This window comes from Sphingomonas yabuuchiae (genome assembly GCF_014199595.1).
GTDB lineage: Bacteria > Pseudomonadota > Alphaproteobacteria > Sphingomonadales > Sphingomonadaceae > Sphingomonas > Sphingomonas yabuuchiae.
Window position 1 is genome coordinate 1 of the sequence record NZ_JACHNX010000015.1, and the last position, 15,757, is coordinate 15,757.

At 66.7% G+C, this 15,757-nt stretch carries 10 protein-coding genes and 1 tRNA gene; 1 reads left to right on the forward strand and 10 read right to left on the reverse strand.

Features of this window, described 5'->3' with window-relative positions:
* Positions 1 to 248: 248 nt before the first annotated feature.
* From GGQ89_RS15225 to GGQ89_RS15265, 9 genes are all read right to left on the reverse strand, one after another.
* A tRNA-Pro gene (locus GGQ89_RS15225) sits at positions 249 to 325 on the reverse strand.
* Between the two features lie 72 nt (positions 326 to 397).
* Entirely contained in the window at positions 398 to 889 is a 492-nt protein-coding gene (locus GGQ89_RS15230; RefSeq protein WP_076715784.1) for a nucleoside deaminase, read from the reverse strand.
* Positions 890 to 942: 53 nt separating this feature from the next.
* Positions 943 to 2,814: a glycoside hydrolase family 2 protein gene (locus GGQ89_RS15235; RefSeq protein ID WP_240456330.1), complete on the reverse strand. Its 1,872-nt coding sequence runs from the start codon at positions 2,812 to 2,814 to the stop codon at positions 943 to 945.
* Positions 2,815 to 2,885: 71 nt separating this feature from the next.
* Positions 2,886 to 4,208 carry an alpha/beta hydrolase family protein gene (locus GGQ89_RS15240; RefSeq protein ID WP_184106287.1) on the reverse strand — a complete coding sequence of 441 codons (1,323 nt, stop codon included), beginning with the start codon at positions 4,206 to 4,208 and terminating at the stop codon, positions 2,886 to 2,888.
* Positions 4,208 to 6,508 (reverse strand): TonB-dependent receptor, encoded by a 2,301-nt coding sequence (locus GGQ89_RS15245; RefSeq protein WP_240456329.1) that lies wholly within the window; start codon positions 6,506 to 6,508, stop codon positions 4,208 to 4,210. The genes GGQ89_RS15240 and GGQ89_RS15245 overlap by 1 nt, the downstream gene beginning before the upstream one ends.
* Positions 6,509 to 6,809: 301 nt before the next feature.
* Positions 6,810 to 9,194 carry a glycoside hydrolase family 31 protein gene (locus GGQ89_RS15250; protein WP_184106288.1) on the reverse strand — a complete coding sequence of 795 codons (2,385 nt, stop codon included), beginning with the start codon at positions 9,192 to 9,194 and terminating at the stop codon, positions 6,810 to 6,812.
* A complete protein-coding gene (locus tag GGQ89_RS15255) occupies positions 9,191 to 10,462 on the reverse strand; it encodes an MFS transporter (protein ID WP_184106289.1) in 1,272 nt (423 codons plus the stop codon). Before GGQ89_RS15255 ends, GGQ89_RS15250 begins: the two co-directional genes overlap by 4 nt.
* Before the next feature lie 115 nt (positions 10,463 to 10,577).
* Positions 10,578 to 12,167, reverse strand: coding sequence for a glycoside hydrolase family 43 protein (locus GGQ89_RS15260; protein ID WP_184106290.1), 1,590 nt, complete (start codon positions 12,165 to 12,167; stop codon positions 10,578 to 10,580).
* Positions 12,164 to 13,405 (reverse strand): MFS transporter, encoded by a 1,242-nt coding sequence (locus GGQ89_RS15265; protein ID WP_338112281.1) that lies wholly within the window; start codon positions 13,403 to 13,405, stop codon positions 12,164 to 12,166. Before GGQ89_RS15265 ends, GGQ89_RS15260 begins: the two co-directional genes overlap by 4 nt.
* 113 nt (positions 13,406 to 13,518) lie before the next feature.
* Between GGQ89_RS15265 and GGQ89_RS15270 the strand changes: the two genes are divergently transcribed.
* Positions 13,519 to 14,559: a LacI family DNA-binding transcriptional regulator gene (locus tag GGQ89_RS15270; RefSeq protein WP_184106292.1), complete on the forward strand. Its 1,041-nt coding sequence runs from the start codon at positions 13,519 to 13,521 to the stop codon at positions 14,557 to 14,559.
* Between the two features lie 208 nt (positions 14,560 to 14,767).
* On the opposite strand, the gene GGQ89_RS15275 is transcribed toward GGQ89_RS15270, so the two are convergent.
* Complete coding sequence (locus GGQ89_RS15275) at positions 14,768 to 15,754, reverse strand: glycoside hydrolase family 43 protein (protein WP_184106293.1); 987 nt, start codon at positions 15,752 to 15,754, stop codon at positions 14,768 to 14,770.
* Positions 15,755 to 15,757: the final 3 nt, after the last annotated feature.

A 15,757-nucleotide genomic window follows, 5' to 3' on the forward strand; every position in this document is an offset into this window, starting at 1 on the left:
TTGGGGAAGAACGGCCGCAGCCGCTCCATCTGATCGTCCGTCAGCCAAAAAAGGTCGCTCATCACCAGTCTCCTCGTGGAGCCTGAATCAGATCGTGACGCTCACATCAATGGGTCCTGACCCTAGCGTGCGAATCCACGCGCACCTGCAATGCGGTTTGGGGGAGGTGTGGACTGCTACGTAAATATGCTACGTAGGGCACCGACTCGATCATCAAAAAAGGGCAGAAAACTGCGCTTTTTTGGATATGGTCGGGGAGACAGGATTCGAACCTGCGACATCCTGCTCCCAAAGCAGGCGCGCTACCAGACTGCGCCACTCCCCGACAGGGGTTGGCCCTTAGGGGAAGCGGGGGTGGCGGTGCAAGGGGTATTTCTGGGCCTGTTGCGGGCGAGGGTTACAGGTTGGCCTGTTCCTCCTTGGGCAGGTCGGCATCGGGCGGATAATAAAGGCCTGCGCATTCCTCGCGCAGGCAGCCGCCCTCGATCACGATGTCGTTGCGATAGGCATCGGCGATGAAGCCCAGCGTGTCGACATGCCGTGCCTCGAAATACATCGGGTGGACGTCATCGCGCCCTGCGCCATAGACGACCCGCCCGACCTTGGACCAGATCGACGCCATGGTGCACATGCCGCAGGGTTGTAGCGTCGAGTAGAGCGTCGCACCGCGCAGTTCCAGTTCGCCCTCCCCTTCGCAGGCGCGGCGGATCGCCATCATCTCGGCATGGGCGGTGGCGTCGGGCAGTTCCTCGGTCTGGTTGCGCTCGGCGGAAAGGACTCGCCCGTCCAGCACGATCACCGAGCCGAGCGGCGAGGTCGAGGGGTCGGAACCCTTCGACCGCGCCACCTCGATCGCCATGCGCATCCATTTTTCGTCGTCCTGGGTCATGGCGGGCTTAACGCCTCCACCCCGCTTTCGGGCTCAAGCGTTTGGAATTCGGCCTATCGCTGCCCCGCCTTCGTACCGTAATAAGTGCTCAGCACCCCGAAGGCCTCCTTGCGCTGCCCGGTTTCGGAGATCAGGCCCTTGCGGTTCCAGCCCTGCTGGAAATCGGGGTTCTGGCGGCGGGGCGAGCGGAAGTCCTTCAGGATCCAGGGCGACATGCCGCGCAAGGTCGGCACATGGTCGGCCATGCCCAACGTGGCGCGGTAGTAATCGGCTTGAAAGTCTTCGGAAAACTTCTGCTTGTTCGCCGGATCGTGGAAGCCCGCCCGCGCATCGGCACCGAATTCGGAGAAGATCAGCGGCTTGTCGGCGGGCACGCGCCATTCGCTGCGCGCCAGATCGGTCAGGCGATCCTGGGTGTACCAGCCATTATAGGTGTTGATCGCCATGACATCGAGCGCATCGGCCAGCGGATCGGCGAGCGTCATCACGGGATGATCGCCCCCCTCCCCCCGCTCGACCAGCAGCGCGGCGCTGACCAGCCGCGTGTCGTCCAGACGACGGACATCGCCGACCAGCGTGCGGAGGAAGACGTTGCGCGCGTCGGTCACGGGCGTCTCGTTGGCGACGCTCCAGATCGCGATCGAGGCGCGGTTGCGATCGCGCAGGATATTGTCGGCCAGCATCGTCCGCGCACGGTTCAGCGTGTCCGGGTTGGACCAGGCGACGCGCCAATAGACCGGCACCTCGCTCCAGACGATCAGGCCCAGTTCGTCGGCCAGCCGCACCGTCACGTCCGAATGCGGGTAATGGGCCAGCCGGACGAAATTGCCGTGCAGCCCGTCCTTGATCTCACTGAGCAGCGCGCGCGAAGCGGCCGGAGTCATGGCGCGGGTGGGATCGACGCCCAGTTCCTCCTCGTGCATCGAAATGCCGCGCAGGAAGATGGGCTTGCCGTTGAGCAGGATATCGGCTCCGCGCCGCTCGATGGTGCGGAAACCGATCCGGTCGCGCCACTGATCCTCGCCCGCCGTAACCGCCACGTCATAGAGCCGGGGCCGCTCGGGCGACCAGCGGACCAGCGCACGGGGAGCGGCCATGGTCGCGCGCCAGTCGCCATTGGCGTCGGTCGTGCCCGCGCGGTCCAGCCCCAGCTCGGCGATGCGCAGCCGCACCGGCCGGTTCGCCGCCTGCGGCCCGTCGAGATGCACGTCCACCGCCATGCGACCATCGCGGGTCAGGCGGACCCAGGCGTCGTCGACATAGGTGTCGGGTGTCTGGATCAGCCGGACCGGACGGGTGATGCCGCCATAATTCTCCCAGTCGGTGACGGGCGGCGGCACCGTCGCCTCGGTCGCCTGGCTGTCGACGCCGACCGTGACCTGGTTCAGGCCGTCGCGCATCAGCCCGGTGATGTCGAAGGCAAAGGGGGTGAAGCCGCCCTCATGCTTTCCGACCGGCTTGCCGTTCAGATAGACGATGGTGGCATAATTGGCCGCGCCGAAGCGGAGGAAATAGCGCCCCTTGCGGACGGCAGGTGCGGCGAAGGTCCGCTGATACCACATCAGCCCGTCATAATGGCGAAGCTCTGGCGCCTGGGTCAGCCAGGACGACGGCAGCGAGGTCAGCGGCGAATGGGGGAGATCGAACTCGTAGAGGACCCGGCTGTCCTTCGCCATTTCGGCGCGAACGTCGACATCCTTCCAGCGCTGCTGCCCACTATCGGGCATGCCGCCGTGGAAGCCCGAAATCCCCGAACGGAACGGATCGATCGAATAATGCCAGGGGCCGGACAGGTCGGTCCCGTCGCGCAGATCGGCCGACGCGAGAACGGGGCCGAGCCGGGGCGCGGCATCCTGTGCGAAGAGCGACGTACCCGTGGCCAGCATCATGCCCGCCACGGCATATTTCCAAATGGTCCTGCCCATCACGTCGCTCTCCCGTCATTCGGCCGATCCTGACCGCCGGCCTTCATCGTCAGTCTAGACCGCACCCCCGCTCATCGCCAGCCGGGGGCGGAGCGATATTCGAAGCTCATGCCGACCGCGCGGCCGGGCTGGAACCCCTTCCACACGGTCGAGGCGGGCGGGCCCGGACTGTACTGCGCCACCCGACCGACCGGCGCGCCCGGCCAGCGGCCCGTATCCGACTGCACCGTCAGGCCGTTGAGATAGGCGTCTCTGCCCGTCTCGCCCTTCACATAGCGGTCCAGAAAGGCGGTGATGAAATGAGTCTGGATGGGAAGCAGCCGGTCCTTGCGCCACACCGCATCCTCGAACCAGTCCATGTCCCAGAAGCGCTGCCGCATCGCGGGAGGCGCGGGGGTCAGCGCGATGCTGTGCCCGGCCTGGGCGAAGGTCAGCAGGTAGCGCGGCGCGGGCGCGGGTGCGTTGAACAGCGCACGCACCGCCTCATGCCCGACGACCCGGTCATGATCGCCGACGACGATCAGCGTCGGCACGGACACCGCGCCCACCCCCTGCCCCGTCCAGATCGGCACCGCGCCGAAGCGGGCGGCGGGGGCGAGCGCGACGATGGCCTTGAGGTTTTTCGCTCGCAGTTCGCTAGCCCGATCGGCGGCAAAGGGCGTGAGGATATCCCGGCTGAGCTTGCCCATAGCCGGGTTCAGCGGCGCGCCACCGACCGTCAGCACGCCGTAACCGCCCATCGAATAGCCGATCAGCGCGGTCCGTGTCGGATCGGCGGCGGCGAATATACCCTTATGCTGGTCGGCGCGGGCTTGCGCTTCGGCGGTGACGAAGGCGATGTCGAGCGGTCGCCGGGCGATCGGCCCGGCGCGGGCGGCATCGGTGCGGATGCCGATCGGCGGATCGCGAAAGGCCGGGGCAACCACGACATAGCCCTTGCTCGCCAGGTTTTCGCCCAGCCAGGACAGGACTTCGGGTGTGTTACCATAACCATGCGCCAGGATCACCAGCGGGAAACGACCCGCCGCGACCGGACGGTCGGGCGAGGCCAGTCCGGGCAGGTCGAAGGCCACGTCCCGGCCATCCTCGCCGGACAAGGCCGTCTTGTAGGTGATCCCCCGCCCCGCCGAGGCCGCCGGATACCAAATCAGCAGCGGCAGCTCGCGATCGACGATGGCGGGCCGGTCCCTGCCCTGAAGCGGATCGGCCTGCCCCGGCTGGACGAACCGGCTGCGCTGTACGCCGACCGGATAGCGTCCCAGCCGGGCAAGTTCGGGGGCATCGACCGGCGGCCGGGCCGGGGCATCGCCCTGCCCCGCCCCCGGCCGCTGCGCCGTGGCGGCGACGGCGAGCGCCGCCGCCGCCAGCCCCAGCCCCAGGCCGACCCGGCGCATCAGAAGTTCAAGCCGAGGCGCATGCCCGCATAGCGGCGGAAGTCACGCGGCAGCACCGCCTGGGTCGCGATATTGTTGCCGAAATTGCCCGCCGTGTTCACCAGCGACCCATAATATTGCTTGTCGAACAGGTTGTTGACGAAGGCGACCAGTTCCCAGCGGCGATCCTCCTCGCGCACGCCCAGACCGACATTGACGATGCTGAAGGCGGGCTGGAAGGTCTGCGGATCGCGTGCCTGGAAATACAGGCTGCTCTGATATTGCCAGTTCACCTGCGCCACACCGCGCGTCGTCGCGGTCAGGCGCGGCGAGTAATCGAGATTGGCGTTGAACTTCCACTTGGGCGCCTGGATCGCGGTGGTGTCGGTCAGGTTCTGGCTGGCGGGCGAGCCGGTGCAGCCCTGGGCCGCCGTCTGCAACGGGTAGCATTGCGCGCGGGCGAACTCGGTATATTTCGCGTCGAGATAGGTGACGGCGCCGCCGAGGTTGAAGCTGTCGCTGAACCGCATCGATCCTTCGAACTCGACGCCCTTGGTGTTGAGCTTGCCGACATTGGTCAGGCGATAGTTGGACGTGCCGTCGGCCAGCGTCTCGATCGTCTGGGCCTGAAGGTCGCGGTAATTGGTGTCGAACAGCGTGACGTTGGCGGTCAGGCGACGGTCGAGGAACTGGCTGCGGATGCCCAGTTCCTTGTCGCGCGACCGTTCGGGTCGGATCGGCCCGGCCAGCGCGCGGTTGCGGTTGAAGCCGGTCGTCAGGTCGTAGGTCTGGCCCTTATAGCCCGTGGCATAGGTCACGAAGCCGTTGATCGTCGGGCTGAAATCATAGCGCAGCGTGCCGCGATAGGTGCCCGCCGTGTCGCTGGCATGGCCCGCAAAGGCGGTGCCCGCCAGATTGTCGCGGAAGGTATAGCTGACCCGCTCGTTCTGAACGCGCCCGCCGCCGGTGAAGGTCAGGTCGGGCACGATCGTCCAGTCGACCTGTGCGAAGGCCGCGACCTGACGCGACTGCGAGGTGGCGTACCAATTGGCGAGCGAGAAATACGGCCCGCGCTGGAACGGGCGGTTGAACTTCACATTCGCGCCGTACAGCCCGACCGTATAGCGGAACGGCTTGTCGGCATCGGATTGCAGCCGGACCTCCTCGGTCACCTGCTCGGAATTGAAGACGCCGATCTGGGTGTTGTTGCCCAGATTGCCGGGTGCCGACGTGTCGTCATGGTCGAGATAGTCGTTCAGGTGGAAACGGTCATAGGAGCTGATCGTGACGAGGTTCAGCGATCCGATGCCGAACTCCCCACGGATATAGCCGCCGCCGCCCTCGTACCGGGTGCGCGAGTCGTAATTGTTGCTGATCGTCTGGTTGTCCGGCCCGACGACCACGCCGGGCAGCACGACCGACGGGGTCAGCCCGGCCGTGCCGCGCAGCCGGGCATTTGGCCCGAACGCCAGGAAGGGGCGGCCGACCGTGGTGTTGCCGTTGACGTAATTGCCCGAGATGACGAGCGCGGCCGTATCGGTCGGCTCCCAGCGCAGCTTGCCACGCAGGTTCAGCGTCTCGCGGCCATTGACCCGCTTGCCGTTGAACAGGTTGCGGATATTGCCGTCCCAATTGTTATAGGCGGCCGACATGACATAGCCGAGCTGCTCGTTGATCGGGCCGGACACGCTGAAATTGACGCCCTGCTCGCGATCGGTCGTCGCCACCGCATTGGCGCGGATACGCAGTTCCGAGGTCGGGTTGCGGGTGATCAGGTTGACCAGGCCGGCCGAGGCCGACTTGCCGTACAGCGTGCTCTGGGGGCCGCGCAGCACCTCGATCCGCTCGACATCGGGCAGGTCGGTGAAGGCGCGCGCCTGGAAGGCCAGCGGCACTTCGTCGACCAGCACCGCGACGCTCGACTCCACGCCGATGCCGAAGGCGAAGGTGCCGACGCCGCGCAGCGAGATGTTGGAATTCTGCGGCTGTTCGGCCGGGCGGACAACCAGCGAGGACGAGACTTTGCCGATATCGGTGAAGTTGCGGACACCCGCCGCCGCCAGTTGGGCCGGGGCGACGACCGACACGGCGAGCGGCACGCGCTGGACATTCTCGGCGCGCTTGTTGGCGGTGACGATGATGTCGCCTGCGCTGACCGGTTCGGGTGCGACGTTGGAGGTGGGGCCGCCGGGCTGTCCCTGCGCCTCCTGGGTCAGTTGCGCTTCGTCGGTTGGCGACGGTGCGGCCTGCTGGGCCGAAACCTGACTTGCCGCGGAAAGCGATACGATCATCGCCGTCAGGGCCACGGTGGAACGCAGCATCTTCATCCTTCCCTCCCATTGCCGCCGGTCTTGGCCGGTCTTGCCTTGTCAACCAAACATACCGAATGGCCTTACCAATGCAATGCTGTTGTTAGACCTGCGTTGGATTTGTCGGCACGGGAGCGCAAGCGATGGGAAGAATTGCAAACGTGTACGACATTTGCGCACCACTGGCCAGCGCCAGATACGCAAAAGCGTCCGGCCCTGGCCGGACGCCTCTCGAACAGATTGAGATAGTTTTCTTCCCTCTCCCCTCAAAGAGGGGCGAGGGAGTGGAAGGCGCAATGCCCATGGATCCGCATCAAATGGTCAGGTGAAGGCCGCGCCGTCCGTCCTGTTCGACCGGCATAGCATCCGCGCCCTCGACGATCAGGATCCGACCGTCGCCCGGCGGCAGCAGCAGGGTCGTGCCGCCCTCCCCTTCCCCGTCGCGCGACAGGGTGACGACGACCCGCTCCGCATCGGCCTGGCCGGTCAGATGCCAGCGCGTGACCGGGCCATGGCCGTCGCCGCTATCGTCCATGCCGGTCCAGCGGATGGCCCCGGTCGAGGGCGGGAAGAGCCACAGCCCACGACGATAGGGCTCGGGCCGCCAGCCGCCCTGGGCGAGATCGACCAGCATCGCCGACCCGCCCCGCGCGAACAGCGGCGGCGGGCCATCGAGCGGTGCCGCGACATCGGCCGTCGCGCCACCGGCAAAACGCTCGCCGGTCCAGACATGGACCCATTCCGCCCCGCTCGGCAGTTGGACGAAGCGGCGCTCCGCCCCTTCGTCCATCACCGGCGCGGCAAGGACGTCGGATCCCAGCATATGCTCGTCGCGTTCGCCCCAGCTTGCCGGGTCCTTCGGGAAATCCGCCCAGAGCGGTCGGACCATAGGCTCGTAATCGGCGTGATAGCGATGCAGCAGGTCGTAGAAGAACGGGATCAGCGTCTGCCTCAGCGCCATCAGTCGGTGCATCGCAGGCAGCACCTCCGGGTACATCCACGGCTCGTTGACCGTGCGGTCGTCGTTCCAGCTATGGATGCTGAAGCGGGGCATCAGCACCCCCGCCTGTACCCAGCGGATCAGCAGCTCGGGCGACGGCGCAGGGCCGGAAAAGCCGCCCACGTCATGCCCGCTGTTTGACACGCCCGACAGCGCGAGGCCGATCGACTGGCGCGCATTGTAGCGGATCGTCTTCCACGCGGTCCGGTTATCCCCCGACCAAGTCTGCGCATAGCGATGCAGCCCCGCCATGCCCGAGCGGGTGACGACATAGGGCCGAGTATCGGGCCGTGCGGCGACCTGCGCCTGACGCGAGGCGCGGGTCATCAGGATCGGCTGGACCGGGCGCATCTCCGATGCCGGGCGGGGCTGGCCGAAGCCGTCGACCATCGCGCGGGCGTCCCACAGCTCATATTCGTTATTGTCGTTCCACGTCGCCTCCATGCCATGATCGAGCAGCGCCGACGTCACCTGATCGCGCCACCACGCCGCCGCCTGAGGCTTGGTCATGTCGATATAGCTGCCGACTTCATCCCAGAATTGCGCTTCCACCGGCTGACCGTCCGCGTCCGCGACGAAGAGGCCGGCGGCCGCCACCTCGTCATAACGCGGGTGGCTGCGCAGCAGGGCGGGCTTGATATTGGGGACCAGCCGGACACCCGCCTCGGCATAGGAGGCGATGAAGGCGGCGGGATCGGGAAACTTGTCGCGGTTCCAGTGAAAGACATACCGCTTGTCGCCGATCGAGGTGTAGCCCGACGACAGGTGGAAGGAGGTGCAGCCCAGATCGTGCCGCTCGCACAGCGCCAGAAAACCCGCCATCTGCGCCGCCGCATCGGGCGCATCGGTATAGGTCATGGTCGAGCCGGAATAACCCAATGACCAGCGCGGCATCAGCGCCGGACGGCCGGTCAGCCAGGTAAAGCGCCGCGTCACCGCCAGCGGGTCCGGCCCGGCGATAATCCAGCGATCGACGTCGCCTGCGTCCGTCACAACATGACGGTACAGGCCGTGATAATTGTCGAGTTCCTGCCCCAGGTCGAAGGTGACATCGGCGACGGTGTCGTAAAATTCGCCGTGGCACCGCCCCTCGGCATCGGCGATCAGCAGATAGGGAATCGACTTGTAGAGCGGGTCGCTCGTCTCGGCATCGAAGCCCATCGGGTCGACATTGGTCAGGCGAAAGCGCCGTCCGGCCCGGTCGGTGTCGCCGGTGCGGTCGCCCAGTCCAAAAAAGCGCTCGCCCGGCGTCCGCGCGGCATAATGATGCGCGCGGCCGTCCCACCAGCCAAAGTCATAGGCCTGGGTCGGCCGGTCCTGCGTAATGACGTGCCAGCCCTCGCCCGCCCGCTGCTCCCAGCGCCCGTGCAGACCTTCGAGCGTCAGGGTGACGCGAAGCCGCTCGGTCGCGACGATCAGGGTGCCGTCCGCTTCCTCGCATGTGAAGTCGGGGCAGGCGAAGCCGGACACGTCCATCCGGTCGCGTCCCGGCTCGGCGATATCCTCGGCCCCCGGCGCGATGGCCCAGCTCGGCGGGCTGGTCACGCGTCCCTCCGCCAGCAGCAGGAGGCGCATCATCTCCTCCTCCAGCACGAAGAGATGCGCGACCGCGCCGGTATCGGCGGTCAGTGTCAGAAATCCGCGCGAACGTCCGGTGACGGCAAAGCGGGGCGGCTGGGAAAGGGTGGCGCGCCTCATTGGCCGGGCTCCTGGGTCACGGGGTTGGTGGCGAACGGCGTCAGCCGCCGGATGAAGATGATGAGCACCGCCGCCCCGATCAGGTCGAACACCGCGAGCACGGCAAAGAGCGGGGCATAGCCGACCGTATCGGCCAGTTGCCCGATCAGCAGCGAGAAGAGCAGCCCGCCGATCCAGCCCGCCTGGCCGATAAAGCCATTGGCGGTGCCGACTTCTGCGGGCGCGAACACGTCGGCGGACAGGGTGTTGATCAGGCCGGAGATCATCTGATGCGCAAAGCCGCCGATGCAGAACAGGGCGATCGCGGTATAGGGGCTGGCGGCCAGCCCGATGCACCCGGGCGCCATCATCAACACCGCGCCCAGCGCCACGCCCGCCACGCGCGACGGGATCAGCGTGACGCCGCGCTTCATCAACCAGGGCGACAGATAGCCGCCCAGGATGCCGCCGACATCCGCCGCCAGGAAGGGCAGCCAGGCGAACAGCGCGATCTGCTTCAGGTCCATGCCGCGCTCGCTGGCGAGGTAGAGCGGAATCCAGAAGCTGAAGGTCTGCCAGGCCGGTTCGGCCAGGAAGCGCGGCACCGCAATCACCCAGAAGCGAGACGTGCGCAGGATATCCTTCGCCTTGGCGCGCTGGACCGGCCCCTTGGGCTTTTCGACCGCGATCATCGCCTTTTCCTCCGGCGTGATCGCGGGATGATCGTCGGGCGAGCGATAGAAGACGTACCAGGCGGCGGCCCAGAAGATGCCGACGCCGCCGGTGACGAGGAACGCGGTGCGCCAGTCGGCCCAGAGCGCCACCGCCACCACCACCGGCGGCGCGATCAGCGCGCCGAGCGAGGTGCCGGCGTTGAACCAGCCGACCGCCACCGAGCGTTCTCGCGCCGGGAACCACTCGGCCACCGCCTTGATGCCCGAAGGAATGGCGGCGGACTCGAACAGGCCCAATATGCCGCGATAGATGGCCAGGCTGACCCAGCCAATCGCCAGGGCATGCATCATGTTCGCCGCCGACCAGGCCAGGCCGAACAGTGCGAACCCGGCGCGCAGGCCGAAGCGGTCGATGAACGCCCCCGCCACCGGCTGCATGATCGTATAGGCGAGCTGGAACGCGCCGACGACATAGCTGTACTGCTGCGTCGACATGTGCAGCGCGGACTTCAGCTCGGGCGCGAGCACACCCAGGCTGTTGCGCGCCAGATAATTGGCGATCGTCCCCGCGCAGATCAGCGCAACGATCCACCAGCGCAGATTGCGTACCCGCAAGCCCGTCACTCCCCTAGCCTCTCCGTACGCATCGCGGCGCCGGTGTCTGGGGCAAGCTTAACCGCTGGAAAGCGGCCTGTCCATATTGGTCTGGCCAATCATTCCAGCGATCCGATCAATCATCGCCAAGCCGCTCGACATAATGGAAATATCGGAAGTCGGCGGGGTGGCCCGAACCGCTCATGTCCTGACACGCCATGCCGACAAAGGCGCCGGTAAAATTGGGCAGACCCGCCAGCGTCGCCTCGTCGGAGAGGATGGAGGCGTCGAAATCCTGGGGCAGCCAGGTCCATTCCGCCGCCCCCGCCGCCCGGAAGGCGAAGCGCAACGCCTCATGATCGACCACCGCCCGCAATTCGAGCGGGCCTGCGGGAGCCGGGACGGCGGGCCCCATCAGGCTTTGCCCCTCGCCGTTCGGCAGGACCGACAAGACCTGGACGAGCTTCTCGCCCGCATCCCCTGCCGTGATCTGGAGGAAATGATATTTGGTGCTGTTGTAATAGGCGACGATCCCGGCCGCCTGCTGGAAATGCTCCGGCTCGTAATCGACGAGCGTTCGCACGTCATAGCGGAAGGCGGTCTGGCGGCGGGCGACCAGCGCCTGTTCGAAATGACTGCCGATCGTCTCGCGCCCGAACAGCCGTAAATGGCCCGGACGTTCGGTCAGGCTGAAGATATATTCCGGTTTGGGCGTCCGCAGCCATTGGAAGGCAGCGGGCAGCGCGGGTCCGTCGAACCCGTCCCGTGCCTCGACCGGTGCAGGGTTCGTGGCCACCGGCGTCGGTTCGGCACAGCGCAGCCAGCCGTCCGCGCCCCACTCCATACGCTGTATCGCCGTCTCGCGTCCCAGCACGCAGCGATTGCTGGCGGGCAACGGGCGGCCGCAAAGATAGGCCATCCACGTCTCACCCTCCGGCGTCTCGACCAGATCGCCATGGCCGGTGCGTTGCAGCGGTGCGTCGGGCGTGTCGCGCGCGGTCAGGACCGGGCCGTCGGGATGCACCTCATAGGGCCCGAACAGATCGCGCGAACGCGCCATCGTCACGGCATGGCCGCGCTCGGTCCCGCCCTCGGCCACCAACAGGTGATACCAGCCGTCGCGCTTGTAGAGATGCGGCCCCTCGGTAAAGCCCAGCGGCGTGCCGTCGAAGATGCGGCGACGCTCGCCGAGCAGGCGACCGGTGTCCATGTCCATCTGCTGGATCACGATCCCGGCGAAGCGCTTACGGTCGGGCCGATGGTCCCACAGCATGTTGAGCAACCAGCTCCGCCCGTCCTCGTCATGGAACAGCGCGGGGTCGAAGCCGCTGCTGTTGAGATAGACGGCATCCGTCCACGCGCCGTCGATCCGGTCGCACGACACCCAGTAATTGTGGAAGTCGCGAAGCGACGCGCCCTTGGCGCCGTCGACAGTGGTGCGGCCATAGCGCTTCACATCGGTGAAGATCAGGTGGAAGCGCCCATTGGCGTAAGTGAGATCGGGTGCCCAGACCCCACAGGAATCCGGATTGCCCCGCATGTCGAGCTGGCTCGCCCGGTTCAGCGGCCGGGCGACCAGCGTCCAGTTCACCAGGTCGCGGCTATGGTGGATCTGGACGCCCGGATACCATTCGAAGGTCGAGGTCGCGATATAGTAATCCTCGCCAACGCGCACGATCGAGGGATCGGGGTTGAAGCCCGGCAGGATGGGATTGTTCGGGGTCATGCGGGTTTGCGCACCAAGGTCCAGAGGAGAGCCGCGCCCGCCAGATCGAGCAGGCCGAGCAGGATGAAGAAGGGCTGATAGCCGACCTGATCGACCAGCGAGCCGAGGGTCAGGGTGAAGATCAGGACGCCCAGATTGGCCGCCGTCCCCGACACGCCGGTCGCGGTCGCCACCTGATCCTGCGGGAACAGGTCGGAGCATAGTGTGATGACGGTGACGGACAGCGTCTGGTGCGCGAAACCGCCCAGGCACAGCAGCGCGACGGCCGCGACGGGGCTGTTGACGCTGCCGACGAACATCATGCCCGTCATCAGCACCGCGCCCAGCGTAAAGGCACCTCGCCGCGCGTCGATCAGGTTGACCCCGCGCCGTTGCAGAAAGGCGACGACGGCCGGACCGAACAGGCACCCCAGATCCGCCGCCAGGAAGGGCAGCCAGGCGAACAGCGCGATCTGGGTCAGGTCGAAATGCCGCGCCTGGACGAGGTAGAGCGGCATCCATAGCGACAACATGCCCCAGACCGGATCGGCCAGGAACCGCGCCGCCGCGATCGCCCAGAGGTTGCGACGGCGCAACAGCTCGCCCAGCGGCGGACGGCGGCGCTGCTTGACGAGCGCGGCTTCCTGTCCCTCGACGATCAACGTCCGCTCGCGCGCGGACAGCGCCCGGTGGCGCGCGGGCGGCGCGTACCAGAACAGCCAGGCCAGTACCCAGACCAGCCCCAGCCCGCCTGCCACGAAGAACGCCGCACGCCAGCTATGGTGGAAGACCGCCCAGGCGACGAGCGGCGGCGCGAAGACCGCACCGAATGACGCCCCGATCTGGTAAATGCCGCCCGCCACCCCGCGTTCGCGCGCCGGAAACCATTCGGCGACGACCTTCATGCCCGCGGGCTGGGCCGATCCCTCGACCAGGCCCAGCGCGCCGCGAAGCCCCGCAAAGCCCAGCCAGCCATTGGCGAAGCCATGGCCGATGGTGATGCACGACCAGACCGCGACGAACAGGGTGAAGCCGATCTTCAGCCCGATCAGGTCGAGCAGATAGCCCGCCACCGGTTGGAACATGATACCGAACTGAAAGGCGCCGGTGATCCAGCTATATTGCTCCGAACTGATATGCTGCTCGGCCATGATCGCGGGCGCGGCGACGCCCAGGATGCTGCGCGTCAGATAGTTGATGACCATCGCGCCCACGAACAGCGCGATGATCGTCCAGCGAATATAGGGAAAACCCTTCACATGCGGTCCTTCGGCCTGTTCGGCATATGTCGTTCCCATTGACCTGATGCGGCCTGCCGGGGCACGGCAGTGGCTGAGCATCGGCATAGCGTGAAGCCCGATGACGGGACAGGATGACCTTGACCAAGACCCGAAAGCGCCCGCGCGGCGTGACCATCATCGACGTGGCCAAGGAGGCTGGCGTCTCGCCCATGACCGTCTCGCGCGTCATCAATGGCGATGCGGGCGTGCGCGACGAGGTGCGCGTCCATGTCCGCGAGGTCATCAAGCGGCTGAACTACACGCCCAATCTGATGGCGCGCAGCCTGGTCACGTCGAGCGAGATCCGCATCGGCGTCATCTATTCCAACCCCAGCGCGGCGTTCATGAGCGAGCTGCTGGTCGGGGTGTTCGAGGAAGCCTCGACCCGCGCGGCGCAATTGTTCCTGCTGAAGGGCGAACAGGGCCGCCCGCCCGCGCGCGAGGCGATCGAGGGGCTGATCGAGCAGCGGATCGCGGGCGTCATCCTGGCGCCGCCGCTGGGCGAATCCGACTTCGTGCGCGACATCATCCGCGAGGCGGGGTTGCCCATGGCGGTCATCGGCGGCGTCGCGCCCGATGCCGTGTCCGTGTGGATCGACAATGCCCGCGCCGCCTATGACATGACCCGCCACCTGATCGGCCTGGGCCATCGCCGCATCGGCTTCGTCCATGGCAATCCCGGCCAGTCGGCCAGTATCGAGCGCCTGGCGGGCTTTCGCCGCGCCGTCGAGGAGGAAGGCGATCTGGAAACGCGGGTCGTCCAGGGCGACTATAGCTACGCCTCGGGCCTGACGGCGGGCGAGGCGCTGCTCGGCGGGGAAAGTCCGCCGACCGCGATCTTCGCCAGCAACGACGACATGGCCGCCGCGATCGTCTCGGTCGCGCATCGGCGGCATCTGGACGTGCCGGGCGACCTGACCGTGGTGGGTTTCGACGACAGCACCGCCGCAACGACGCTCTGGCCGCCGCTGACGACGATCCACCAGCCGGTCCGCGCGCTGGCGACCGAAGCGCTGCAAAGACTGATCAAGGAAATTCGCGGCGGGGTTCCGGCACCGAACGGCCAGCCGCGCATTACGGTGCTGGAGCATCAACTGATCGAACGCGACTCCACCGCGCCCCCGCGTTCGTAAAACTGCCGCTCCACCCCTCCCCTTCAGCGGAGGGGCCGGGGGTGGGGCGTATCCCCAGGCGCGGCGTTCGTGGCGAGGCCCCACCCCAACCCCTCCCCTAAAGGAGAGGGGCTCGCATCGATCCAAGGCATCACCCGACCATTCCGAACGCGTGGCGACTGGGCCCCAGCCTTCACCGGGGTGGAGCAAGAGAGGTACGTTCACCCCCCTACCGCGCCGACGCTGTCACACCGGCGTCGGTCTGCACCACCGGCTTCATCGTCCCGTCGGGATTGTAGTAAAGCCGCTCGACCGTCACCGCGCGGCGTCCGATCGCACCGCTCTGGTCGCCGATGGCGAGGGTCGCATTGTGCAGGAACAGATAGGACTTGCCCTTGAACTCGGCGATGCCCGGATGGATGGTGAAGCTGTACTTGCCCGAGCCCGTCAGCAGCCCGCGATAGGTCCACGGCCCTTTCAGCGACGGCGCGGTGGCGTAGGAGATATGCTCGTCCCGCTGCGTCGTCCGATCGAGCGAGGCATAGGTCAGGTAATAGAGCTTGCCCCGCTTGTGCAGCCAGGGGCCCTCCTCGAAATGCGGCGGGGTGATCTCGGTGATCGGGCCGTCGATCTCGATCATGTTGGGCTTCAGCCTGGCGATATAGCATTGCCGGTTGCCCCAGGCGATCCAGGTGGTGCCGTCGTCGTCGGTCAGCACGGTCGGGTCGATATCCTCCCAGCTGTGCGTGCCCTTCGGCGTCATCTCATTGGTGATCAGCGCCGAACCCTTGGCGTCGACGAACGGACCGGTCGGCGTGTCGGCCACGGCGACGGCGATCGCCTTGCCCGGGTGGCTGTTGTCATGCTCGACGGCGGCGTAGAACCAGTATTTGCCGTTCTTGCGGACCACCTGGCTGGCCCAGGCGTCCTTATTGGCCCATTTGAAATCCTTCACGTTCATGATGGGCCCGTGCGGCGTCCAGCTCTTCATGTCGGTGGTGGAGTAGACCAGCCATTCCCTCATGTTGAACATCTCGTCGCGCTGCGCTTCGTCATGCCCGACATAGAGGTACAGCCGATCCCCCACGACCAGCGGCGCGGGGTCCGCCGTGAATCTGTCGCGGATGATCGGGTTGCTCCCCGGCCGGTCGGCCGCCAGCGCAGCCCCCGACGCGGCCAGCAGCAGGAGGGACGCAATCGTCCGCGACATCGTCATCGT

Excerpts from the sequence above, each read along its gene's own strand:
- GGQ89_RS15230 (WP_076715784.1), bottom strand. The coding sequence starts at position 889 with ATGACCCAGGACGACGAAAAATGGATGCGCATGGCGATCGAGGTGGCG.
- GGQ89_RS15235 (WP_240456330.1), bottom strand. The coding sequence starts at position 2,814 with ATGGGCAGGACCATTTGGAAATATGCCGTGGCGGGCATGATGCTGGCC.
- GGQ89_RS15240 (WP_184106287.1), bottom strand. The coding sequence starts at position 4,208 with ATGCGCCGGGTCGGCCTGGGGCTGGGGCTGGCGGCGGCGGCGCTCGCC.
- GGQ89_RS15245 (WP_240456329.1), bottom strand. The coding sequence starts at position 6,508 with ATGCTGCGTTCCACCGTGGCCCTGACGGCGATGATCGTATCGCTTTCC.
- GGQ89_RS15250 (WP_184106288.1), bottom strand. The coding sequence starts at position 9,194 with ATGAGGCGCGCCACCCTTTCCCAGCCGCCCCGCTTTGCCGTCACCGGA.
- GGQ89_RS15260 (WP_184106290.1), bottom strand. The coding sequence starts at position 12,167 with ATGACCCCGAACAATCCCATCCTGCCGGGCTTCAACCCCGATCCCTCG.
- GGQ89_RS15270 (WP_184106292.1), top strand. The coding sequence starts at position 13,519 with ATGACCTTGACCAAGACCCGAAAGCGCCCGCGCGGCGTGACCATCATC.
- GGQ89_RS15275 (WP_184106293.1), bottom strand. The coding sequence starts at position 15,754 with ATGACGATGTCGCGGACGATTGCGTCCCTCCTGCTGCTGGCCGCGTCG.